General features: G+C 65.2%; 22 protein-coding genes. 10 read left to right on the forward strand and 12 right to left on the reverse strand.

Annotated features, from left to right (window positions below):
* Nucleotides 1-303: 303 nt before the first annotated feature.
* The 3 genes from MTR72_RS08535 to MTR72_RS08545 form a co-directional block, all read right to left on the reverse strand.
* Nucleotides 304-1,515 (reverse strand): hypothetical protein, encoded by a 1,212-nt coding sequence (locus tag MTR72_RS08535; RefSeq protein ID WP_280968388.1) that lies wholly within the window; start codon nt 1,513-1,515, stop codon nt 304-306.
* Between the two features lie 153 nt (nt 1,516-1,668).
* Nucleotides 1,669-3,300, reverse strand: coding sequence for a chaperonin GroEL (gene groL, locus MTR72_RS08540; protein ID WP_280968389.1), 1,632 nt, complete (start codon nt 3,298-3,300; stop codon nt 1,669-1,671).
* A 188-nt stretch (nt 3,301-3,488) separates the two neighbouring features.
* Nucleotides 3,489-3,785 carry a co-chaperone GroES gene (locus tag MTR72_RS08545; RefSeq protein WP_280968390.1) on the reverse strand — a complete coding sequence of 99 codons (297 nt, stop codon included), beginning with the start codon at nt 3,783-3,785 and terminating at the stop codon, nt 3,489-3,491.
* A gap of 320 nt (nt 3,786-4,105) precedes the next feature.
* Here MTR72_RS08545 and MTR72_RS08550 point away from each other — a divergent pair, with 320 nt between their 5' ends.
* On the forward strand, nt 4,106-4,627 hold the full coding sequence (locus MTR72_RS08550) for a hypothetical protein (RefSeq protein WP_280968391.1): 522 nt from the start codon (nt 4,106-4,108) through the stop codon (nt 4,625-4,627).
* Nucleotides 4,628-4,829: 202 nt separating this feature from the next.
* Here MTR72_RS08550 and MTR72_RS08555 read toward each other — a convergent pair whose 3' ends face one another.
* Nucleotides 4,830-5,603 (reverse strand): protein phosphatase CheZ, encoded by a 774-nt coding sequence (locus MTR72_RS08555; RefSeq protein ID WP_280968392.1) that lies wholly within the window; start codon nt 5,601-5,603, stop codon nt 4,830-4,832.
* Between the two features lie 313 nt (nt 5,604-5,916).
* On the opposite strand from MTR72_RS08555, the gene MTR72_RS08560 reads away from it, so the two are divergent.
* Complete coding sequence (locus MTR72_RS08560) at nt 5,917-6,723, forward strand: L,D-transpeptidase (RefSeq protein ID WP_280968393.1); 807 nt, start codon at nt 5,917-5,919, stop codon at nt 6,721-6,723.
* A gap of 253 nt (nt 6,724-6,976) precedes the next feature.
* Here the strand turns inward: MTR72_RS08560 and MTR72_RS08565 are convergent, their stop codons facing one another.
* The 6 genes from MTR72_RS08565 to MTR72_RS08590 all read right to left on the reverse strand — a co-directional run bounded on the left by MTR72_RS08565 (nt 6,977) and on the right by MTR72_RS08590 (nt 12,929).
* Nucleotides 6,977-7,801, reverse strand: a complete 825-nt coding sequence (locus MTR72_RS08565) for a DUF2076 domain-containing protein (RefSeq protein ID WP_341510299.1) — start codon at nt 7,799-7,801, stop codon at nt 6,977-6,979.
* Nucleotides 7,802-7,939: 138 nt separating this feature from the next.
* Complete coding sequence (locus MTR72_RS08570) at nt 7,940-8,785, reverse strand: ChbG/HpnK family deacetylase (RefSeq protein WP_280968395.1); 846 nt, start codon at nt 8,783-8,785, stop codon at nt 7,940-7,942.
* Entirely contained in the window at nt 8,782-9,828 is a 1,047-nt protein-coding gene (locus MTR72_RS08575; protein WP_280968396.1) for a glycosyltransferase family 2 protein, read from the reverse strand. The genes MTR72_RS08570 and MTR72_RS08575 overlap by 4 nt, the downstream gene beginning before the upstream one ends.
* 86 nt (nt 9,829-9,914) lie before the next feature.
* Nucleotides 9,915-10,892 (reverse strand): ATP phosphoribosyltransferase, encoded by a 978-nt coding sequence (hisG, locus tag MTR72_RS08580; RefSeq protein WP_280968397.1) that lies wholly within the window; start codon nt 10,890-10,892, stop codon nt 9,915-9,917.
* A 3-nt stretch (nt 10,893-10,895) separates the two neighbouring features.
* On the reverse strand, nt 10,896-12,044 hold the full coding sequence (locus tag MTR72_RS08585; protein ID WP_280968398.1) for an ATP phosphoribosyltransferase regulatory subunit: 1,149 nt from the start codon (nt 12,042-12,044) through the stop codon (nt 10,896-10,898).
* 129 nt (nt 12,045-12,173) lie between these two features.
* The gene (locus MTR72_RS08590; RefSeq protein ID WP_280968399.1) at nt 12,174-12,929 is read right to left on the reverse strand and encodes a 16S rRNA (uracil(1498)-N(3))-methyltransferase; all 756 of its coding nucleotides are present in this window, start codon (nt 12,927-12,929) and stop codon (nt 12,174-12,176) included.
* A gap of 210 nt (nt 12,930-13,139) precedes the next feature.
* Between MTR72_RS08590 and MTR72_RS08595 the strand changes: the two genes are divergently transcribed.
* Nucleotides 13,140-13,799, forward strand: a complete 660-nt coding sequence (locus MTR72_RS08595) for a hypothetical protein (RefSeq protein ID WP_280968400.1) — start codon at nt 13,140-13,142, stop codon at nt 13,797-13,799.
* Nucleotides 13,800-13,943: 144 nt separating this feature from the next.
* Nucleotides 13,944-14,900, forward strand: a complete 957-nt coding sequence (ubiA, locus tag MTR72_RS08600; RefSeq protein WP_280968401.1) for a 4-hydroxybenzoate octaprenyltransferase — start codon at nt 13,944-13,946, stop codon at nt 14,898-14,900.
* Between the two features lie 103 nt (nt 14,901-15,003).
* Here ubiA and MTR72_RS08605 read toward each other — a convergent pair whose 3' ends face one another.
* Entirely contained in the window at nt 15,004-15,522 is a 519-nt protein-coding gene (locus MTR72_RS08605) for a DUF6101 family protein (RefSeq protein WP_280968402.1), read from the reverse strand.
* Between the two features lie 265 nt (nt 15,523-15,787).
* Here MTR72_RS08605 and MTR72_RS08610 point away from each other — a divergent pair, with 265 nt between their 5' ends.
* The 6 genes from MTR72_RS08610 to lpxK are packed head-to-tail and all read left to right on the forward strand — an operon-like array spanning nt 15,788 to nt 21,328.
* The gene (locus tag MTR72_RS08610) at nt 15,788-17,197 is read left to right on the forward strand and encodes a TldD/PmbA family protein (RefSeq protein WP_280968403.1); all 1,410 of its coding nucleotides are present in this window, start codon (nt 15,788-15,790) and stop codon (nt 17,195-17,197) included.
* Complete coding sequence (locus MTR72_RS08615) at nt 17,184-18,002, forward strand: 3'(2'),5'-bisphosphate nucleotidase CysQ (RefSeq protein ID WP_280968404.1); 819 nt, start codon at nt 17,184-17,186, stop codon at nt 18,000-18,002. The genes MTR72_RS08610 and MTR72_RS08615 overlap by 14 nt, the downstream gene beginning before the upstream one ends.
* A 58-nt stretch (nt 18,003-18,060) precedes the next feature.
* A complete protein-coding gene (locus MTR72_RS08620) occupies nt 18,061-18,312 on the forward strand; it encodes a DUF4170 domain-containing protein (RefSeq protein WP_280968405.1) in 252 nt (83 codons plus the stop codon).
* Entirely contained in the window at nt 18,309-19,022 is a 714-nt protein-coding gene (locus tag MTR72_RS08625) for a lysophospholipid acyltransferase family protein (protein WP_280968406.1), read from the forward strand. The genes MTR72_RS08620 and MTR72_RS08625 overlap by 4 nt, the downstream gene beginning before the upstream one ends.
* On the forward strand, nt 18,985-20,319 hold the full coding sequence (locus MTR72_RS08630) for a 3-deoxy-D-manno-octulosonic acid transferase (protein WP_280968407.1): 1,335 nt from the start codon (nt 18,985-18,987) through the stop codon (nt 20,317-20,319). Before MTR72_RS08625 ends, MTR72_RS08630 begins: the two co-directional genes overlap by 38 nt.
* Nucleotides 20,312-21,328 (forward strand): tetraacyldisaccharide 4'-kinase, encoded by a 1,017-nt coding sequence (gene lpxK / locus MTR72_RS08635; protein ID WP_280968408.1) that lies wholly within the window; start codon nt 20,312-20,314, stop codon nt 21,326-21,328. Before MTR72_RS08630 ends, lpxK begins: the two co-directional genes overlap by 8 nt.
* 99 nt (nt 21,329-21,427) lie before the next feature.
* On the opposite strand, the gene oxlT is transcribed toward lpxK, so the two are convergent.
* On the reverse strand, nt 21,428-22,765 hold the full coding sequence (gene oxlT, locus MTR72_RS08640; protein ID WP_280970842.1) for an oxalate/formate MFS antiporter: 1,338 nt from the start codon (nt 22,763-22,765) through the stop codon (nt 21,428-21,430).
* Nucleotides 22,766-22,999 lie beyond the last annotated feature (234 nt).

A 22,999-nucleotide genomic window follows, 5' to 3' on the forward strand; every position in this document is an offset into this window, starting at 1 on the left:
ACCTCCGGCCCAACCCAATCCAAAGCTTGCCACAAGTGCGATTGCGACCAGCAGAACGGTGCGCGCCCGAACACCATACGGGTCTCGTAGCACCAGCACGTCTTCGCGATCGTGGCTTAAGATATCCCACAGACTGGCCGGCGGCCTCGGCAGCTCGCCGCCAACCACATTCCCGGGCCGGATGTCTCCAAGGGTACTCAGCTCGTGGTCTTGCATGATGCGACCCACGTTCGGTTACCCGATGATGGCCGCTTAGACTGAATCGAATCTTAACAATCAGGCGAATGGCTGCGGCAGCTCAGCCTATTTCCACAGCGACTTGTCAGCGTCCCAGCGCTGGCCCTTGAGCTCCTTGGTGAGCGCCTCGACCGAGCCGTTGTCGTCGGGCTGGTCGCCTTCCTCGTCGGTCGCCGCCTCGTCCGACAGGTTGAGCTTCGCGCCGGTGCCCTCGTCGGTAGTTGTGGTCGAAGGGCTGCCGATCCAGAGCATCAGCTTGTCGGTCGAGCCCGGCTTGTCCGCAGAGACGAGGCCTGCGACCTCGATCGTATCGGTGAGCTCGAGCGCCGGGAAATCCTGGTTCGGCCGCTTGAAGACGAGCTTGAGCTTGCCGGTGATCGGGCTGAAGCTCTGCGCGACCGGCTTTGCCGCGAGCGTCCTGCCCAGGACGTTCGAGACCGCGCTTGCGAGCTTGTCACGGTTGATCCTGTCGCCATCGCGCCAGTCGGCGGCGGGGAAACGGATGGTGCGATCCATCTCGGTCATCCCCGCGGTCCAGCCTGCGGCGGTGACGCCCGGCATCGCCTTGAGCTTTGCGAGCAGCGCGGCGGCGCGCTCCGGGTCGACCGACATGTTGATGGTCTGCTCGCCGGCGCGCAGCGCGTCGCAGCCGACCGAGAGGCTCGCCAGCGTCACCTCGACGTCCTGGCCCTTCAGGCTCTTCAAGAGGTCGGTCGCCGCGTCGAGCTTGACCTTGACCGCGATCGCTTCGGGCGAGACTTCGGTAAAATCCTTCGGCTGCGGCGTGATGCCGTCGTCCGAGGTCTGGTTGTCGAGGAATTCCCTCTCGCTGAGATCGGAATTGTCGGGGGAGGCGACCTCGGTCACGACCTGGCCGATCGAGATCTGGCCGCGGAACTCGAAGGTGTCGCCGGTCGGCTTGCGCACCAGCTTGATGCTGACCGGCGCTTTCTCGCCGAGGCTCTGCGTCGTGCCGGTCAGAGTCTGGCCCGCGACCTGGAGGTTGGCGACGAAGCGGTCCTTGCGGTCGGAGTTCCTCGAGACGGGGTAGCAGACGTCGAGCACGGCCGCCGTAACCGCCTTGCCCTGCCGCGTCTCCTTCAGGATCACGTCGGCATTGCCCTCCATCAATCCGTCGATCGAAGTGAAATAACGCGTCTCCGCACCGCCCGGGGCGGCGGCCTTCGGTGACAGCTTCATCTGGCCGGATGCGACTTCAGGCGAAACGGCAAGCAGAGCCGCCAAGAAAACTGTCGGGCAGACCAGAAGCGCGCGCATCGACGAAATCCTCGAGCAATAGAATCGGCGCCACCGTAGTGGGTTTTGGCCGTCGGTTGAATTGGAAAGCGCAAGACAAAGCGCAAGACATCGTCGGCAAAAAAGAAGGCCGCCAGGAGGCGGCCTTCGCATCAATGTGTGGGAACGATGGGCTTAGAAGCCGCCCATGCCGCCGCCGGCCGGCATCGCCGGGGCCGCTTCCTTCTTCGGCAGTTCCGCGACCATTGCTTCGGTGGTGACCAGCAGGCCCGCCACCGAGGAGGCGTCCTGCAGCGCGGTGCGCACCACCTTGGCGGGATCGATGATGCCCTTCTCGACCATGTCGACATAGTCCTCGTTCTGGGCGTCGAAGCCGAAGGTCTCGGACTTGTTCTCCAGGATCTTGCCGACGACGACCGAGCCTTCCAGGCCCGCGTTCTCGGAGATCTGGCGGACCGGAGCTTCCAGCGCCTTCAGCACGATGTTGATGCCGGCCTGCACGTCGGCATTGTCGTTGGAGAGCCGGCCGACCGCCTTCTTGGCACGGAGCAGCGCGACGCCGCCGCCGGGGACGATGCCTTCCTGCACGGCGGCGCGGGTGGCGTTGAGCGCGTCCTCGACGCGGTCCTTCTTCTCCTTGACCTCGATCTCGGTCGCGCCGCCGACGCGGATCACCGCGACGCCGCCTGCGAGCTTGGCGAGACGCTCCTGCAGCTTCTCACGGTCGTAGTCCGAGGTGGTCTCCTCGATCTGCGCCTTGATCTGGCCGACGCGGGCTTCGATGTCGGGCTTCTTGCCCGCGCCGTTGACGATCGTGGTGTTCTCCTTGTCGATCACCACCTTGCGCGCGCGGCCCAGCATCTTCACCGTGACGTTCTCGAGCTTGATGCCGAGCTCTTCGGAGATGAGCTGGCCGCCGGTGAGGATCGCGATGTCCTCGAGCATGGCCTTGCGGCGGTCGCCGAAGCCCGGCGCCTTGACGGCGGCGACCTTCAAGCCGCCGCGCAGGCGGTTGACGACCAGCGTCGCCAGGGCCTCACCCTCGACGTCCTCGGCGACAATGACGAGCGGCTTGCCGGACTGCACCACGGCTTCCAGCACCGGCAGCATGGCCTGCAGGCCCGACAGCTTCTTCTCGTGCAGCAGGATGTAGGCGTCCTCGAGCTCGACGGTCATCTTCTCGGCGTTGGTGACGAAGTAGGGCGACAGATAGCCGCGGTCGAACTTCATGCCTTCGACGATGTCGACTTCGGTGTCGAGCGACTTGTTCTCCTCGACGGTGATGACACCCTCGTTGCCGACCTTCTGCATCGCCTGCGCGATCATCTTGCCAATGGCGGCATCGCCGTTGGCCGAGATGGTGCCGACCTGGGCGACCTCGGAGGAGGAGGCGACCGGCTTGGCGCGCTTTTCAATGTCCTTGATGACGGCCGCAACCGCGGTGTCGATGCCGCGCTTCAGATCCATCGGGTTCATCCCGGCGGCAACCGCCTTGGCGCCTTCGCGCACGATGGCCTGGGCCAGCACGGTCGCGGTGGTGGTGCCGTCGCCGGCGAGGTCGTTGGTCTTGGAAGCGACCTCACGCACCATCTGGGCGCCCATGTTCTCGAACTTGTCCTCGAGCTCGATCTCCTTGGCGACGGTGACGCCGTCCTTGGTGATGCGGGGCGCGCCGAACGACTTCTCGATGACGACATTGCGGCCCTTCGGGCCGAGCGTCACCTTGACGGCGTTGGCGAGAATGTCGACGCCGCGCAGCATGCGTTCGCGCGCGTCTCCGGAAAATTTGACGTCCTTGGCAGCCATGTTCTAACTCCTGAAAAAACTTGGATCGATGGGGCGCCGCGCTTGCCCTCGTCATTGCCGGACCTGGTCCGGCATCCATCATCATTCGAAGAACGATGGATGCCCGGGTCATCTAGCGCGAAGCCGCGCTTCGCGCTTCCGCCCGGGCATGACAGTGGAGCATTCAGCGGCTATTCAGGCGGGTGGCCTTAGGCCAGCACGCCCATGATGTCCGACTCCTTCATGATCAGGAGCTCTTCGTTGTCGATCTTGACCTCGGTGCCCGACCATTTGCCGAACAGCACGCGGTCGCCGGCCTTGAGGTCGATCGGAATCAGCTTGCCGGTCTCGTCGCGGCCGCCAGGGCCGACGGCGACTACCTCACCCTGGGACGGCTTTTCCTTGGCGGTGTCCGGAATGATGATGCCGCCCTTGGTCTTTTCCTCGGCTTCGATACGTTTGACCACGACACGGTCATGCAGCGGACGAAATTTGGATTTAGCCATGACGTTTCCCTTTGGAGGCTCGCTTTGTCGAAAGCAGCGGAAGTGGGTGAGGGCGGCGCTCCCGTCAACCCTCTCCCGAGGGTCAAGCGGCGCGCGCTTAGCAATCGGCCTTTCCGAGTGCTAATAGTGCGCCCGGAAATATGGCTTGGCCGCGATCCTGTCAAGCAAAGCTGGTTAAGCGATTGGTGAGGCGGATATAGGATGGTGGCACTGGAAACTCGTCCGGGGAGCTGGCGCATCAAAGGACGTCATTGCCCCGGCAGCGGTTTTGCGCTTGGCTGCGGGAGGGGTGTGGCCAAGGTCTTGTTCGGGGGAATGCCATGATCAGTTCAGCTCACGCGCGGACGGCTGCCAGTCTGGCCGCCGCCTCACTGTTGGCGCTGTTGCTGGGCGCCTGCGGCGGCGGCACGAGCCTGCCGTCGTTCTCCTCGTCCCAGCCGCCGCCCGAGGCCGAACCCGGCACCGGGCCGGAAATGCCGGCGACGATCCGCGCCGACGAGATCGTCGGCCGCTGGGGCCTCGCCTCGTTCCAGAACCCGGCCGACCGCGCCCGCACCGAGGCCGCCGCACGCGCGCAGTGCAAGAATCCCTACGTGATCGGCGCCGGTTCTTCCGGCGGCGTGATCATGCATCTGGCCGACCAGGCGACCCCGCAGGAACTGCGGCTCAAGGGCTCGCCCAGCGGCAAGAATTATATCGGACCGCCTGGTCCGACCCCCGGCGAGCAGGACCGCGAGATCGTCTCGTTCGACGGCCGCGTCATGATCACCCGCTTCATCGACAAGGACGCCGCCACCCGCTACGGCAACATGGTCTACGTCCGCTGCGCGCCGAGGGCGTAGACTCTCGCCTTCGTCATGCCCCGCGAAGGCGGGGCATCCAGTAATCACCGCCGCGGCTTGAGCCGAGACGCTTGCGTATACTGGATCGTCCGCCCCAGTGCGCAATTGCGCACAAGGCGGACGATGACAGCCGAGGGGATGGCCAAAACAAAAACGCCGGCTTCGCGCCGGCGTTTTGTTTTTTTTCGCAATCTCTGTCCAATCAGTCGAACAGCGCGTCGATGTCGTCCTGCGAGGCGTGGCCGACGTCGCCGGCGAGCTTCGGGCCGTTGAGCAGCTTGGCGTCCTCGTCGCGGGTGTCGACGATCGGCGGCGTATGCGCCTTGATGGCGTCGACGCCACCCCAGATGTCCATCATCGCATTGATGTGCTGCTCGATGAACTTCATCGTGCCCATCACCTTGCTGATGCGCTGGCCGGTGAGGTCCTGGAAGTTGCAGGCCTCGAAGATCGAGATGACGCGTTCCTGGATGTCGTCGGCGAGCCGCTTCTGCTGGTCGACCGAGTCGACCTTGGAGAGCGCGGATGCCGCCTGATCGATCGATTCGGCGGCTTCGAGGATCTGCTGGGTCGCCTGCTCGGTGCCGCCGACGACCGCGCCGAGCTCGCCGTTGACCTTGGCCATCTCCTCGCCGTTGAAGCTCTTGCCATGCAGCACCGCGATCTCGCGCTTGGTGCGGTTGATGGCGTCGTGAATGAGGTCGAGCTCGACCTTGAGCTTCTCGCACTGCTCGATCTGGGCGCGATAGGTTTCCAGCATCGCGCGCGTCTCGGCAACTTCCTGCGCCACGACGGATTCGCTCGGCGGCAGCGCGGCGTGCCCTGCATGACTGCCGCGGGCCATCTGTGCACGGATCGCGCGCAGCTCGGCCATGATCTCGCTATGCATCGGAAGAGCCTCGTCGATTACTTCAGGAATTGGCATCTCGCCGACGACAGCTTCCTCGACGCGAAAACGCTTGCGGTGAACAGCCATTAGGATACTCCCCCCACCTCACTCACGCGTCTTTGTAGGCAGAAGCGATTTAACACGAAGTTCACAGCAGGAACTGTGATGCGGCCGCGCGCGACGGCGCGCAAAGGGGCGATTAACCATGCGAGATCGCCGTTCATCGAAAATAAACGCTGATCGCCAAATTGCGCCTGTCTTGACGGCGTGGTGAATCGAAACGCGCTCTGCGTTTACCAAACCGATTTGCTTTTGATCTTTATTGACCACGTCGCGAGCGCGGATCAGCCAACCGCTCCACGACGAATGTGATCTAGACGAAACAGTACAGAGTACGTCGATGTTCAAGAGAATGTCTGTCGCGCTGCTCGGCAGCGCTTGCACCTTCATGACCGGCGCCGACCGCGCGATTGCCTTCGACAACAGCGTGCCTTCCGATCCGCCCGTGGTGCTCTATGCGCCGCAGGTCCCGCCGGCGCCGGTGCGCGTCGCCTCCAATTCGAACATGGGCGGGGGCTTCATCGAGTTTCTGTTCGGCGACGCCCCCGGCCGCGGCCAGACCTACTATCCGCAGCAACAGCAGCCGATGTATCAGCAGCAGCCCGGCTATTACGACCAGCGGCGGCTGCCGCCGATGGGCGAGCCGCAGATGCAGGGCGCCGGCGTGCAGCAGGATGCGGTCGATCCGCGGCAGCGTCCGTTCGATCCGAGATTCGAGAAACAGCTCGTTGATTATAGCGGCAAGGAAAGTGCCGGCACCATCGTGGTCGATACGCCGAATAAGTTCCTCTATCTCGTCGAGGGCAACGGCAAGGCGCTGCGCTACGGCATCGGTGTGGGGCGTCCCGGCTTCACCTGGTCCGGCGTCAAGACCATCTCGGCCAAGCGCGAATGGCCGGACTGGACGCCGCCGGCGGAAATGATCGCGCGCCGTCCCGACCTGCCGCGCCACATGGAAGGTGGTCCGGAAAATCCGCTCGGCGCGCGCGCGATGTATCTGGGCTCGACGCTCTACCGCATCCACGGCTCCAACGAGCCCTGGACCATCGGCACCAACGTCTCTTCCGGCTGCATCCGTATGCGCAACGACGACGTCATCGACCTCTACGGTCGCGTCAATGTCGGCACCAAGGTCGTGGTGATGTGAGTCCATGCGCTCGCCGCTTACCCTCTCCCCTTGTGGGAGAGGGTGGCTTCGCGGAACGCGAAGCCGGGTGAGGGGTCTCTATCCGCGAGTAGAACTGTATCCGCATGCGCGGAGAAAACCCCTCATCCGGCGCTTCGCGCCACCTTCTCCCACAAGGGGGGAAGGCAAGAATTCCGAGCAAGGGCGCGACATCAAACAAGAACGGCCGCCTCATTGGCGGCCGTTCTGTTTGGTGCAAGAAAGAGAGGTAGCGTCACGCGTAATCGTTGCCGCCATCGTCGCCGCCGCCGAAATCGCTGTCGTCGGCCATGTCCATGTTGTCGTCGTCGTGGTCATCGTCGTAGTTCTGATCGTTGTCGTTGCGATCGTCGTTCGATGCCTGGTCGACGAAGCCCTGGCGCGAATCATCGCCGCGGTCGCGGTTCGATCCGATATCGTTGATCCCTGCGTCGCGCGCGAGCGAGCCGCCGGACTGGTCGCCGCCGCCCCACGGGCTGCCGCTGCGGTCACCCAATGCGTTGGTGTCGCCAAAAGCCTGATGCGGTCCGCCCATCATGTTGCGGATGCTGGAGAGCAACAGCGAGCCGCCGACGACACCGGCGGCCGCAGCCGCGGCCGTGCCGAGGAAGGAGCCGCCGCCACCGCCGACCGGCGCAGCGCCATAGCCCTGACCTTGACCGTAAGCCTGTCCGTAAGGCGGCTGGCCGTAACCCGGCTGCGTCTGCTGCATTGCCTGGCCGCTGTTCCACACCGGCCGCGAGTCGCGCGGCGGCACGTTGGGAACCGAGCCGCGCGACGGGCTCGAGCCGAACAGGCTCTCGCGCATGGAATCCAGGAAGCCGCCGGACTGGGGCTGCTCCGGCGCGTGCGCCGCCTCCAGCTCCTCGATCCGGGCATTGGCGCGCTTCAGCGCTTCGTCCTGCAGCAGCACGGTCTGCACCAGCGCATAGACCGCGCCGGGCGCCTTGCGCAGCCCGTCGGAGATCGCGGCGATCGCATCGGGATCGCGCGGTGCATTCTCAAGTTTCGAAAGCCGGTCAAAAAGCTCGTCGACGAGCTGGCGTTCCTGCGGCGTCATGATCAATCTCCTTTGCGCGAAACAAGCGCGCAGAAAATGTAGGGTTCCAATGTGGCCCCAACAGTGGCCTGCGGATTAAATTTCCGTATGCGACAAGCTGCCCGACCGGCCCGTCTCGGCCAGCTTCATTGGCCGGCTTCATCCCAATGTCACGTTTCCTGACGCAAGCAGGCGCGCGAACGCCTCGCTGGCGAGATAAGCGTGCTCGCGCTCGCGCACGTCGGTCATCGGATCGAGGCCGGTGAGGACATCGTCGACGAAGCCGGGGTGGCACATGATGAGGCCGCCATCCGGCAGGTCCTTGATGAATTGCTGCATCAGCGCGCCGTAATCGGTCGCCCGCGTGAAGTCATAGGCGCCGGCGAAACCGGGATTGAAGCTGAGGTCGGCACGGCGCGCGCGCTGGCGGAATTGCGCGCTGAGGATATCGAGCACCAGCGCCTTCGGCGAGGTGAGCCGCTGCGCCAGCGGCAGATCGCGGCCGCCCTGGCGCACCCAGGCCTTTGGCGCGACCTCGCTGACCGCATCGACGAAGCCGTCGCGCACCTGGGGATAGAGTTGGACATGCTGGTGCCCGTCGACGAAATCCGGCGCACGCGCGAAGGCCTCGGCAAAGGCCGCGAGCTGCGCCTTCACCTCATTGCGAAAGAATTCGCGGTCGAGCCGCCGCGCCAAACCCGCGCGCAGCAGTTTCGGGAACGGCAAGAACATGTCGCCGTCGAGCGGGCGGAAATGCATGGTGAGCGGCCGGAATGGCGCCGACAGCGTCACATGCAGTCCGATCGCGCAGCGCGGGCTTTGCTTTGCCGCAGCGTTCAACGCGTCGATCTCGCCGCGATCGATCGCGGGGCCGACCATCATCACCGAGGTAGCGTTGAGGCGGCCGCGTTCGATCAAATCGCGGATGGCGCGGTTGACGCCCGGGCTGATGCCGTAATCATCGGCGCAGAGCCAGATCCGCCGCGGCGTCGCGGCCTCGCTCATTCGGCCGCCGTCCTCTTCGAGGCGTCGTCGGCCGTGTCGGTCTCGAAACGCTTCTCGCTATGCTCGGCGACGAAGTAGATCGGACGCGCCTTCAGCTCGGAGAGGATCTTGCCGATATATTCGCCGACAATGCCGATCATGATGAGCTGCACGCCGCCGATCGTCATCAGGCCGACCACCAGCGAGGGATAGCCGGGAACCTGCTTGCCGGTGGTCCAGACCTCCCAGAGGATCGAGAGGCCGAACAGGAAAGCGCCGGCGGCAAGCAGCACACCGAGCAGGCTCGCGAAGCGCAAGGGCGCAACGGAGAACGAGGTCAGGCCCTCGATTGAAAGACCGAGCAGGCGTGCGGCATTGAACGTGGTCACGCCATGGGCGCGCGGCGCCGGCTCGTAGTCGACGCGGATCTGGCGGAAGCCGATCCAGCTCGCCAGCCCCTTGAAGAAGCGGTTGCGCTCCGGCAACTGGCGAAGCGCGGCGACCGCGCGCGGCGACAGCAGGCGGAAGTCGCCGGCGTCCTCGGGAATCTTCTGGCGCGCACCCCAGTTGATCAGCGCGTAGAAGCCGTGCACGGCAAGGCGCCGCATGAAGCTCTCGTTATCGCGATGCGCCTTGGCGGTATAGACGACATCATAGCCGTCCTCGATCCAGTGCCGCACGAGCTGCTCGACCAGCGCCGGCGGATGCTGGCCGTCGCCGTCCATGAACATCACGGCGCCGAGCCGTGCATGATCGAGGCCGGCCATCAGCGCCGCCTCCTTGCCGAAATTGCGCGACAGCGAAACCACCTGCACGTCGATCGCGTCGGCCGGCAGCGAGCGGGCGATCGACAGCGTCGCGTCCGCGCTGCCGTCATCGACATAGACGACCTCGCAAGCGAGGCGGTAGCGCTGCCGCAGCGACGCGGCGAGCTCGCAGATCCGCTGGTGCAGCGAGGCCAGTCCCGCCGCCTCATTGTAGACGGGGACGACAATCGACAGCCCTTTGGCCGCGGCGCTGGCCACGGTGGTCGTCAGGGCGGAAACGTCAGAGCCGAATGTCATCGATCAAGGTTCCAGAGACCTTCAATAGTTCCAAACGGCATATGGTAGCCGTCGCTTGCTGTCGCTACGCTGAACGGACCTGAGGTTCACCGCCGCAGGAACGCCTCGAGCTTGGCGAACAGCGGGTTCTCCCGGTCGAACACATAGTCGAGCGAGCCGACCGACACCGTCTCGGCGCCATGCTCGCGCAGGAAGCTCGCGAGCGCATAGAGCTGTCCCGGTGGGCAGTGCAGCGTAAGCATGCCCGACGAGGTTGGCCCGCCGAAAGGAGTCTCGACGCCGAAACGCTGGTGGGCTTCGCTGAGCAGGGCGGCGTCGCATTGCCGGAAACGGGTCCGCACCTCGCGGTACTTGTTGGCCCGCGCCCGCGCCGCGATGTGATCCAGGATGACGCGCGCGGTCTCCCGCGCCTGCGGCGACCAGTCAGCCTCTCTGGAGGCGACCAGATTGGCCTGGCTGCGCAGGATCACGCCGTCGTCCAGCACCCTCAGTCCGTTGGCAGCGAGCGTCGCGCCGGTCGTGGTGATGTCGACGATCAGCTCGGCGGCGCCGGCCGCCGGCGCGCCTTCCGTCGCACCAGCGCTTTCGACGATGCGGTAGTCGACGATGCCGTGGCTCGAGAAGAACGCGCGGGTGAGGTTGATGAACTTGGTCGCGACCCGCATCCGCATGTGATGCTGCTCGCGGAAGCCGGTGGTGACGTCGTCGAGGTCGGCCATGGTGCGGACGTCGATCCAGGCCTGCGGCACGGCGACGACCACGTCGGCGTAGCCGAAACCGAGCCCCTCGATCAGGGATACGCGCTTGTCGGCGTCCGCAATGTTCTCGCGCACCAGATCTTCCCCGGTGACGCCGAGATGCGCGAAGCCGCGGGCGAGCTGCGAGGCGATCTCGCTCGCCGACAGATAGGCGACCTCGACATTGTTGAGGCCTGCAATCGTGCCGCGATAGTCGCGGGCGCCGCCGGCCTTCGACAGCTTGAGGCCGGCACGGGCGAAAAAGGCTTCGGTGTTTTCCTGAAGACGGCCCTTGGAGGGAACGGCCAGGACGAATGGCGCGCTCATGACTTAAGCTCCCAGCTTGCGGCCGATCCGGGTCAGCGCATCGACCCAGACCGAGAAGCCGACGGCGGGGATCGGTTCGCTCGATCCGAGCTGGGTCATCAGCCCGTCATAGCGGCCGCCGGCGACCAGCGGTTCGGCGCCGTTGCCCCTGTGATGCAGTTCGAATTCGAAGCCGGTGTAGTAATCGAGCCCGCGCCCGAACGCGGTCGAGAAGCGCGTCTGCTTCACGTCGATGCCGCGTGCCGCCATGAAGCCGACCCGGCTTTCGAACTGGTCGATCGCAGCGGTGATGTCGAGCTTTGCGTCGATCGTGAGCGCGCGCAGCTCGGCAATGGCCTCATCGGGATTGCCCGAGATCGCCAGGAAGCGCTTCAGCACCGCAAGCGCCTCGCGCGGCAGCGCGCCGCCCTTCAGCGTCGATTGTTCGAGGAAGCGGTCGGCGATCTCCGCCGTGGTGCGGCCGCCGACATTGGTGGTGCCGGCGATCGACATCAGGTCGGTGACAAAGGCGAGCGCCGCCTTGCGGTCGGAGCCGGCGAGCGCGGCGAGCACGCCCTCATATTCGCTGCGGGTCGCGGTCGTGGCGAGCGCCAGCCGCTCCAGGTCCTGCTCCAGGCTGATCTTGCGGTTGAAGTCCTTGATCAGGCGGCGGCGCCAGACCGGATAGAGCTCGAGCGCGTCGAGCAGCGCGTTGAACAGCGCCACATCGCCGGTGCGGATTTCGACCTCCCGCACGCCGAAGGCGGCGGTCGCCTCCAGCGCCAGTGCCAGCATCTCGGCGTCGGCTGCGGCGCGGTCCTGGCGGCCAAAGGACTCGATGCCGGCTTGCAGGAATTCGCTGGCCTGTCCACCGCGGTAGCGGAACACCGCCCCGAGGTAGCTGAAGCCGGCCGGCTGGCCGGCGCGTCCGGAGGCCAGGTAGTCGCGCGCCACCGGAATGGTCAGGTCCGGGCGCAGGCAGAGCTCTTCGCCGGTCGGATCCGTCGTGAGATAGAGGCTCTTGCGGATGTCCTCACCGGAGAGATCCAGGAACGGCTCGGCCGGTTGCAGGATAGGCGGCTCGGCCCTGAGATAGCCGGCCTGCGCGAACGACAGGAGCAGCGTATCCGCCCAGGCGGAGCCGGCAGCGTTCGGGGTGGCAGTCGCGGTCATCTCAGGTCCCATGTCCCGGCGGAACCGGGCGAAAAAGGGGAAGGGGTGTTGGCGCAGCCCCTTAGCATGGCCGGAAGGCGGTTTCGACCTCCAAAGGATCAATCGCTTAACGGTCGGCCAATGTGGCGACTAGCCGGCCCGGCCGCCCCAATCGCCCAGCACCGCCTGGACCAGCGCCATGGCCGCGACCGCGGCCGTGTCGGCGCGCAGGATCCGGGGGCCAAGCGCCAGCCGCAGAATTTTGGATTGCCGCAGCAGCAGGGCCCGCTCCTCCTCGGCAAAACCGCCCTCGGGGCCGATCAGCACGTCGATGCCGTGCCCCGCCTCGTGCGCGCTCTGCAGGCTGCGAATCGGGTTCTCGACCTCGGTCGCCTCGTCACAGAACACCAGCAGGCGGTCGGTTGGGCGCTGGCTGAGGAAGCGCTCCAGCGGCACAGGTTCGGCCACCGCGGCGAGGCTCAGGATGCCGCATTGCTCGGCCGCCTCGATCACATTTGCGCGCATGCGTTCGCTGTTGACGCGGGACGTCTGGGTGAACCGGGTCAGGACCGGCTGCAGGGTGGCGGCGCCCATCTCCACGGCCTTCTGGACCATGTAATCGAGCCGGGCGTGCTTCAGCGGCGCGAAGACATAGGCGAGGTCGGGCAGGGTGTCCTGGGGGCGGGTCGGCTGTAGGATCACCAGACTGTCCGGGCGCTTCCGGCCCTCGATCGCGGCCTGCCACTCGCCGTCGCGCCCGTTGAACGCGAGGATCGAGGCACCGGCGCCGAGTCTCAATACATTGCCGAGATAGTTGCTCTGGTCGCGGTCGAGCGCGACCCTGCCGTCCTGGGCAAGCGGGGCGTCGACGAACAGGCGAGGGGCGCGAAAATCGTGAGAAGGCATTGCTTTGGGGTCCGTTTTGACGCCGTTCTTAACCGAAAGCAGCAGTTTCGGGGGTAATTATTGCCCCATCGGTGCGTCCCAGCGCCGCGCTCTTGCCCAATTCGACGGGTTGTTAAGCGGTGGCGGGAATCGTAAAAGCGCGAACACGCTGGTTGCGCTTCAATTGGGAAGGCGCCGAACCCCGTAGCTCCCGCCGGAGAGAGTGCCTTGATGATCCGTCGTTTGATGGTTCCGATCACTGTCGCCATGGTGACCATGGGCGCCGCAGGAGCTCATGCGCAAGGCGCGTTCCCGGCGCCGCTGCCCAACCAAGCCGCCAGCGATCCCGCCTTTCCGCCGGTCAACGGCTCGGCTCCGGTCGCCTCGGTGGGCGCGCCGCCGCAATCATCTTTCCCCGTGAACGGTGCGGCGCCCCTCGGCGGTGCAGGCGCGTTCAGCGCGGCGCCGCCGACGCAAAGCGGTCCCGGTGAGGAATGCATGAAGGCGTTCATTCCCCTGCGTGAGGAGGCGGAGAAGCGCGGCAAGCTGATCAAGGCCGCGAGCGATCGTCACGCCCCGCCGGACGAGGCCTGCAAGCTGATCGGGGCCTTCAGCCAGGCCGAATCCAAGATGATCAAGTACATCGACAGCCACGCGGCCAAATGCGGAATCCCGCCGCAGATCGGCGATCAGATGAAGGCCGGGCACAAGAATACCGAAGCCATGCAGAAGAAGGTCTGCAACGTGGCGCAGCAAATGCAGCAGCGCGGGCCAGCCGGCCCATCGCTGAGCGAGGTGCTCGGTTCGTCGGCTTCGGTACCGGAGGCCAATGCCGGCAAGAAGGGAGGCAGCACCTTCGATACGCTCAACGGCAACGTCCTGACCCGATGAGGCCACGTGCCGCCGATTTGAAGTTCCTACAGTGCTTGTCGCGAACTCCTCACAGGAACTTCAAATCGATAAGCGGCACGTGAGCTATGATTTCCAGATAGTGCCCTGTTATAGTTTTCGAAGTTCGTACCGGAATGTATTGCGATGGAATACGAACTTCGAAAACTGGGCACTAGCGCATCCGCCCGCGTTGCCGATTCTACCGGCAACTGGGTCGATACGCTCGCGCCGCAATGGGCGCGGCCCTATTTGCGGCTGTCGCGCTTCGATCGTCCGATCGGTTCCTGGCTTCTGTTGATGCCGTGCTGGTGGTCGGCGGCGCTCGCCGCCGGCATGGCACACGATGTCAGCCGCCTGCCGCTCACCATCGTCCTGTTCTTCATCGGCGCCTTCGTGATGCGCGGTGCCGGCTGCACCTGGAACGACATCACCGACCGTGACCTCGATGCCAGGGTCGAGCGCACGCGCTCGCGGCCGCTGCCCTCGGGTCAGGTGAGCGTGACGCAGGCATTTGCCTTTCTGGTCGCGCAGGCCCTGATCGGCCTCATCGTGCTGCTGCAGTTCAACCGCTTTGCGATCATGACCGGGATCGCCTCGCTCGTGATCGTTGCGATCTATCCCTTCATGAAGCGCATCACCTGGTGGCCGCAGATCGTGCTCGGCCTCGCCTTTTCCTGGGGCGCGCTGATGGGATTTGCCGTCACCTTCGCCCGCATCGATGTAACCGCGCTCGTGCTCTATGCCGGCGCGATCGCCTGGGTGATCGGTTACGACACCATTTATGCGCATCAGGACACCGAGGACGACGCGCTGATCGGCATCAAGTCCACCGCGCGCCTGTTCGGTGCGCACACGCATCAGGCGCTGATCATGTTCTATGGGCTCGCGGTGATGCTGATCGGCGTCGCGCTCGCATCGGGCGATGCGCGCTGGCCGGCCTGGCTCGGGCTGTTGGCCTTCGCCCTGCATATGGTCTGGCAGATCGCGCGGCTCAGGATCAACGATCCCGCGCTGTGCCTGCGCCTGTTCAAATCGAACCGCGATGCAGGTCTTCTGTTGTTCGCGGGATTGCTGGCCGACGCGGTGATGCGGGCGGCGTAGCGCTTGTAGGGGGATCGCCGAAGGCGTAACCCACTTCTTTGTTTTTCCGCGCGGATAGAAGCTGGTGGGTTACGCTTCGCTAACCCATCCTACGGAACCTCTCTCAATTCCGCGCGATGATCTCGCGCTCGCCGCGATGAACCGAAAGCTCGCGTGCGATGCCGGCGCGGCGGCGCATCAGGAATTTGGGACGGCGGGCGCGGATCGCATTGCGGCGGCGGCGCCGCGGCGCGGACTTGCGCGTGCCTTCGTCGAGCTGCGGCAGCGCGAAGATCTCGCTCCACCTCGCCCAGGCCTCCGTGATCTCGTCACCATCGGTGCTGACGAGCAGCGGAACGGACAGCGAGGGATCGCGGTGGACCAGGACGAGGGTCTTCGCCTCGTCGTCGCCGCGCAGCGCAATGCCGGCAAAATCACTGACGCGGACGTTGACCGCCATCTGCATGCCGCGGATCGCACGGCGCAGCACGACACGTTCGCGATGAAGCTCGATCTGCCGGGTGTGACCGTCGGCGCGCGGATCGTGCGCGTCGAAGCGGACGGGAAGAGAAAGAGGGTCGAGCCGCAATGCGCGGCTCGACCCGGCGGGAGCGACCCCGCATGTTACTGTTTGACGCCTCACGGCTTTAGTCTCCCCGCCGGGATTATGTTCCCGGTCGATGCGAAGACCTTAGCGCGGGAAGCTTCCGAAACCGCTTAAAAAGGCTGGTTAATCCCCCGTCACTGCCGCGCATGATTGACAAGACCTTGGCGCGCATGATTGACGAGACGTTGCCCGGATGCCGCGAATCTGAGCTTTTGGCAGACTGAAAGTGCTTGAAGTCCGTTCCAATCGGGCACATCTGGTGGGTTCGGCCCCTCGGCCCGCCCCCAACAGGATTTCCTTCGTGAACTCTTCACCATCCGCAAGCTCGACGCTTTCGTCCAAGGATTCGTCCAAGTCCGGCCGCGACCTGTTCGACCAGTCTCAACTGTCGGATCTCGCGCAGCGGCTGGTGGATGCGGCGAAGCGGGCCGGTGCGGATGCTGCAGATGCCGTCGCGGTGCGCGGCATCTCGCAGGGCGTCGAGGTACGCGACGGCCGCGTCGAGGAATCCGAGCGTTCCGAAGGTGACGATGTGGGCTTGCGCGTGCTGGTCGGCCAGCGCCAGGCGGTGGTGTCGACCAACGATGTCAGCGGTGATGCCGTCGCCAAGCTCGCCGAGCGTGCGGTGGCGATGGCGCGCGTTGCGCCGGTGGACAAATATGTCGGGCTCGCCGATCCCGCGCTGCTCGCGCGCGACTTCCCCGATCTCGACCTGCTCGATTCCAATGTGCCGGCGACTGCCGAACTCGAGCGCCGCGCGCTCGAAGCCGAGGCCGCGGCGCTCGCTGTGAAGGGCGTGACCAAGTCCGGCGGCGCATCGGCTTCCGCCGGCATCGGCGGCATGGTGCTCGTCACCAGCACCGGCTTCCACGGCTCTTACCTGCGCTCGAGCCAGGGCATCTCCGCGACCGCGATCTCCGGCGAAGGCACCGGCATGGAGCGCGACTATGATTTCACTTCGGCGCCGCATGCCGCCGATCTGCTGTCGCCCGAATACGTCGGCCGTTCCGCCGGCGAGCGCACGGTCAAGCGCTCCAATCCGCGCAAGGTCGAGACCTGCAAGGTGCCGGTCGTGTTTGATCCGCGCGTGTCGGGCTCGCTGGTCGGCCATCTCGTCGGCGCCATCAACGGCGCCTCGATCGCGCGCAAGACGAGCTTCCTGAAGGACAAGCTCGGCCAGCAGCTCTTCGCCAGGAACATCCGCATCATCGACGATCCCCTGCGCAAGCGCGGCCTGCGCTCGCAGACCTTCGATGCGGAAGGCGTCGCCGTGAAGCGGCAGGCGCTGGTCGACGAGGGCGTGCTGACGACCTGGCTGCTGGATTGCGCGACCGCGCGCGAGCTGGGGCTCACCACCACCGGCCACGCCCATCGCGGCGTGTCGTCCTCGCCATCGCCGGGGCCGTACAACCTGCACCTTGAGGCAGGCACGCCGACGCCGGCCGAACTGATCTCCGACATCAGCCAAGGCTTCTACGTCACCGACCTGATCGGTTCCGGCGTCAACGGCGTCACCGGCGACTACAGCCGCGGCGCCTCCGGCTTCTGGATCGAGAACGGCGAGATCACCTATCCGGTGAGCGAGGTCACGATCGCCGGCCATCTGTTCGAGATATTCAGGACGATGCAGCCCGCAAGCGATCTCGATTTCCGCTACGGCATCAATGCGCCGACGGTGCGCATCGAAGGTTTGACGCTTGGCGGACGCTGACGCGAACTCCCTGGACGAGACCATCCTCGTACGCGACGCGGCGCTGCTGAAAGACACGGTGCGGGAAGCAGGCGCGCTTGCGCAGTCGATGTTCCGCACCGAGCTGAAGAAGTGGATCAAGGGCGTGTCCTCGCCGGTCTCCGAGGCCGACATCGCCGTCAACGATCTCCTGGAGGCGCGCTTGCGTGCAGCGACGCCCGATTATGGCTGGCTGTCGGAGGAGAGCGCCGACGACGCGGCGCGGCTCGCGCGGCGCCTGGTCTGGGTCGTCGATCCCATCGACGGCACGCGCAACTATCTGGGCGGCCATGACGACTGGTGCGTCAGCGTCGCGCTGGTCGAGAATGCCTCACCCGTCCTCGCCGCGGTGTTCGCGCCGACGAGCGGCGAGTTCTTTTTCGCCGCGCGCGGGCAGGGCACGACCCTCAATGACGTGCCGGTGCGGACCACGCCGGGGGCCGAGCTCGACTTCTCCCGCGTGGCCGGTCCGAAGCCCCTGGTCGAGCGGCTCAAGCCGTCGCCGGGCGAGATCAAGCTGCATCCGCGAATCGGTTCGCTCGCGCTTCGGCTTTGCCGGGTCGCCCACGGCGCGCTGGATGCGGCTTTTGCGGGGGGCAATAGTCATGATTGGGATCTTGCGGCGGCGGATTTGATCGTGCAGGAAGCGGATGGTAGGATGAGCGACCTCTCCGGAGAACCCATCCTCTATAACCGCCGGGAAGTGGCGCACGGAGTGCTGGTGGCAGCGGGCCGCGATCGTCATGCGAGCATTGTCGCGCATTTTCGAAACCGCCCCTTGCCCTGAGCGCGTCCGCTGTGCTGTCGAACAATGTTTGCCGGGCAGCCTGTTAGGAAGAGAACCCATGCCAGATAACGCCCCGCAGCAACAACTGCTTCATCTCGTCATCGGCGGCGAGCTCGTCGACCTCGAGCACAACACCTTCAAGAACCTGGACGACGTCGATATCGTCGGCCTGTATCCGAATTATGCGACCGCCTACACCGCCTGGAAGGCCAAGGCGCAGATGACGGTCGACAACGCGCAGATGCGCTACTTCATCGTCCATCTCCACCGGCTGCTCGACCCGGGTCAAGAACCGAAGCCGGCACGTTGAAGAGACTGCTTCGCAATACGCTGCGAAGCAGCTTGTTTCAGCGTGCCGTCGGGATCCTGGCGGCCGAATATCTGCGGCTGGTCTGGCGGACCAACAAGTTCACGTTCGATCCGGCTGATGTCTATGAGCGCGTCGAGCCGCAGATCCCGGCGATCTTCGCCTTCTGGCATGGCCAGCATTTCCTCACCCCCTTCATCAAGAACAAGGACTGGTACAAGGCCAGGGTGCTGATCTCGCGCCACCGCGACGGCGAGTTCAACGCGATTGCCGCCGAGCGGCTCGGGATCGGCACCATCCGCGGTTCCGGCGATCATGGCGGAGCTTTCCACCGCAAAGGTGGGGTCGGCGCCTTCAAGGAGATGGTGCGAACGCTCCAGGACGGTTGTAATGTCGCTCTCACCGCCGATGTCCCGAAGCGCTCGCGCGTGGCCGGGCTCGGCATCATCATGCTGGCACGGGAATCGGGGCGGCCGATCATGCCTTTCGCGATGGCGACCAGTCGCTTCATCCGGCTGAAGAACTGGGACCGCACCACCATCAATTTGCCGTTCGGACGCGGCGCATTGGTCGGCATCAAGGAGATCCACGTTCCACCGGATGCCGACGCGGCCACCATGGAAGCGCTGCGGCAGGAGCTGGAAGACACGTTGAACGAAGCGACCCGTCGCGCCTATGCGCAACTCGGCCGGCCGGGACCCGAAGATGCCTAATTCGCTGCCGATGACGCTGCGGATGTATCAACGCCTCGCCAGCGGCCTGGTGCCGCTCGCGCCTGCATTGATCAAGCGGCGGCTGAAGCAGGGCAAGGAAGACCCCGCGCGCGTCGGCGAGCGGCGCGGCCTGTCCCAGGATGTGCGGCCGCACGGGCCGCTGGTCTGGATCCATGGCGCGAGCGTCGGCGAGGTCTTGGCCGCGGCCGCGCTGATCGAGCGCTTACGCGATTTCAATCTGCGCATCCTGCTCACCTCGGGCACCGTGACCTCCGCCGCCGTGGTGGCAAAGCGCTTTCCGCCCGACGTCATCCATCAATACGTGCCGTATGATTCCCCGCGCTATGTCGCGCGCTTCCTCGATCACTGGAAGCCGTCGCTGGCGCTGTTCATCGAATCCGACTTGTGGCCGAACCTGATCCTGGCGAGCGCGGCGCGCCGGCTGCCGATGGTGCTGATCAACGGGCGGATGTCACACCGCTCCTTCCCGCGCTGGCGGCGGATGCACGGCACCATCTCGGCGCTCTTGTCGCGCTTCGACATCTGTCTCGCGCAATCGAAGACCGATGCCGAGCGCTTTTCTGCGCTCGGCGGCCGTGACGTCGTCACCACGGGCAATCTGAAGCTCGATGTGCCGGCGCCGCCCGCCGACTTCGTCAAGCTCGAGCGTCTGATGGCAATGACGCGGGGCCGTCCGATCATCGTCGCGGCTTCGACCCATCCGGGCGAGGATGAGATGCTGGTGGCGGCGCATCGCAGCCTCGCTGGCTTCTTCCCGCAGCTCCTGACCGTGATCGTGCCGCGCCATCCGGACCGCGGCGAATCGATTGCGGGCCTGGTCACGGCCTCGCGCTTGACCCCGGCCCTGCGCTCGCACGAGGAGCTGCCGAGCGCCACAACCGACATCTACGTCGCCGACACCATGGGCGAGCTTGGCCTGTTCTACCGCCTCTCGAGCATCGTGTTCATGGGCGGATCGCTGATCCGACATGGCGGGCAAAATCCGATCGAGGCGATCAAGCTCGGTGCGGCGATCGTTCATGGTCCGCACGTCTTCAACTTCACCGACGTCTATGAGGCGCTCGACGGAAGCGGCGCGGCACGGCAGGCGGAGACGCAGGAAGCGCTGGTGAAGCAACTCGGCCAATTGCTGGCTGATCCCGCCGTGCGCGACAAGATGCAGCGCGCTGGCGCGGGCGTGGTCGAGCGGCTCGGCGGTGCGCTCGATCGCACCATGATCGCGCTCGAGCCGTATCTGATGCAATTGCGGATCGAGATGGGAGCCGCCAATGCGTGAGCCGGCCTTCTGGTACCGGCCACGTTCCGCGAAGTCGCATCTCCTCCAGCCGTTGGGCACGCTCTATGGCGCGATCGCGGCGCGACGCATGGCACGCAAGGGTTTTGACGCCGGCATCCCCGTGATCTGCGTCGGCAACTATCATGTCGGCGGCGCCGGCAAGACGCCGACCGTGCTGGCGCTGACGAACGTCTTGCGCGAGCTCGGCGAAACGCCGGTGGTGCTCAGCCGCGGCTATGGCGGGCGCCTGAAGGGTCCGGTGATGGTCGATCGCGAGCGGCACACTGCGGCCGATGTCGGCGACGAGCCTCTGATGATGGTGCGCGACGTGCCGGTTGCGGTCGCGCGCGACCGCCTCGACGGCGTGGCGCTCGCCAAATCGAAAGGCGCGACCGTCATCCTGATGGACGACGGCTTCCAGAACCCGCGCCTCATGAAGGATGTCTCGCTGGTCGTGATCGACAGTGAGCGGGGTCTCGGCAACGGCAAGGTGTTTCCCGCCGGTCCCCTTCGCGCGCCGCTGAAGGGCCAGCTTGCGCGCACCGACGCGCTGGTGCTGATCGGCGACGGCCATGCCGCCGAGGGTGTCGCGGCGGAGATCGCCGCGCGCGAGAGGCCGGTGCTGCGCGCCCGCCTGAAGCCGGACGCCGCCTCAATTGCGCGGCTCTTCGGCAAGCAGGTCTTGGCCTTCGCCGGCATCGGCGATCCCGAACGCTTCTTCCGCACGCTGCGGGCCAGCGGCATCGATGTCGCGCGGACGCGTCCCTTCGCCGATCATCACATGTTCTCGCAAGCCGAGATCGCCGCACTGGTGGCGGACGCCAGACGCGAGCAGCTCACGCTCGTGACCACCGAAAAGGATTTTTCACGCCTACGCGGCAGCGAGGGCGTGCCTGATGGCATCGTGCCGTTCGCGGTCAAGCTCGAGTTCGGCGACGCGGCGGCGCTCCCCCGCTTGATCAGCGACCATCTCTACAAGGCGCGCGAGCGACGATTCAGCGCGCGATGATCGCGCAAGCTGGGCAGGGCGACTTGTCCGCCGGCAGCTCAAAGAGCGAAGGCGGAAGCCTGTGTCCTCACATTCCGCAAGTCAGAAGAACATACCGCATCAACCGGATTGATGTGATGCATGCGGATGGTGCTCCGGCTGCGGTCCAGCGGCCCACGCGGGCTCTTCGCGCCGGCGCGCCACCAGATCCTGCCGCATTGGTTTGAGCACGAAGATGGCCATCAGGGCGGCAACGACATTGAAGAGCGCGGCGATGATAAAGGCGCTTCTCCAGCCTCCAGTCTCCATCACCAACACGTTGGCGAGCGGCACCAGCAACGAGGCCGTTCCTTTCGCGGTGTAGAGCAAGCCCGCATTCGTGGTGGCGTAGGCGGCGCCGAAGCAATCGGTGCAGGTGGCTGGGAAGAGGCTGTAGATCTCTCCCCAGGCGAAGAACACGACCCCGCTTAGAAGCACGAACCCCAGGGGGTTCTGCCCATAAACGTACAGAGCCCAAATGCCAGCGCCCTCCAGCAGGAAGGCGATGAACATGGTGTTTTCCCGCCCGAGGAAATCGGAAACCCAGCCAAAGAACGGTCGCGTCAATCCGTTGAGAACGCGATCGATCGTCAATGCAAATGTCAACGCGGGCAGAGTGATGCCAATGAGCGTGACCGGCACGGTGTCGAGATGGAAGTCCTTGGCGATGGGCTTGAGCTGCGCCGTTGCCATCAGCCCGCCCGCCGCCATCAGCACAAACATCGCATACATGACCCAGAACGTCGGCTCTCTGAGCACCTGCAGCGGTTCGTATTGAATGCGACTTTGCTGGACGAGCCCGCTGGTCGAGACCTCCGGAGTCTGTCCATGACGCGGTGCGAACAGCAACAACGACAGCACCACCACGATCAAGCCCTGACCGATACCGAAGGTGAAGAACGTGGCCTCGTACCCATGTGTGGAAATCATCTTTTGAATGGGAATGATCGTGAGAGCTGAACCAATGCCGAAGCCTGCGGCCGTCAGCCCGGCCGCGAGGCCGCGGCGGTCGGGAAACCATTTGAGTGCGTTGCCGATGCAGGTGCCGTAAACGGCGCCCGCGCCCAGGCCGCCGATGATCTGAGCGATGTACAACATAGCAAGCGAATCTGCGGCGGAGTTGAGAACCCAGGCGAGTCCGGTAAGGCACCCGCCTGCAAACACCACAATCCGCGGCCCGAAACGATCGACGAGGTAGCCCTCGGCTGGCACGAGCCAGGTTTCAAACAGCACAAAAAGCGTGAATGCCACCTGGATCGAGGCCAGGTTCCAGCCTTGCTTTTGACTGATGGGAATTGTGAACAGCGTCCAGCCGTATTGGAGATTGGCGATCATCACCATGCAGATGATGCCGACAATCAGTTGGCTCCAACGGATCGCTTCGGAGGCCCGCTCCGCGGGCCGATCGGTAGGTGACATTGCAGTCATTGGGGTGCTCCCTCGCCCCCCTGACTCTTTTAGTCTCGCTCAGGTTCGGCAGGATCGCCATTAGACGGAAGGATGAAGCGACGAGGCGTCCGCAAACGGATCATTCCACATGGCAACTCGGCAGTTCGTGCTCTTCGCAAAAACGGAACCTGCGAATCCGACAATGTGAGCAGACTGCTCTTGGCGCAAGACGAAGTGCGGCGGCAGGCGATGATCGCGTCGGGT

It is taken from the genome of Bradyrhizobium sp. ISRA442 (assembly GCF_038085055.1).
Classification (GTDB): domain Bacteria; phylum Pseudomonadota; class Alphaproteobacteria; order Rhizobiales; family Xanthobacteraceae; genus Bradyrhizobium.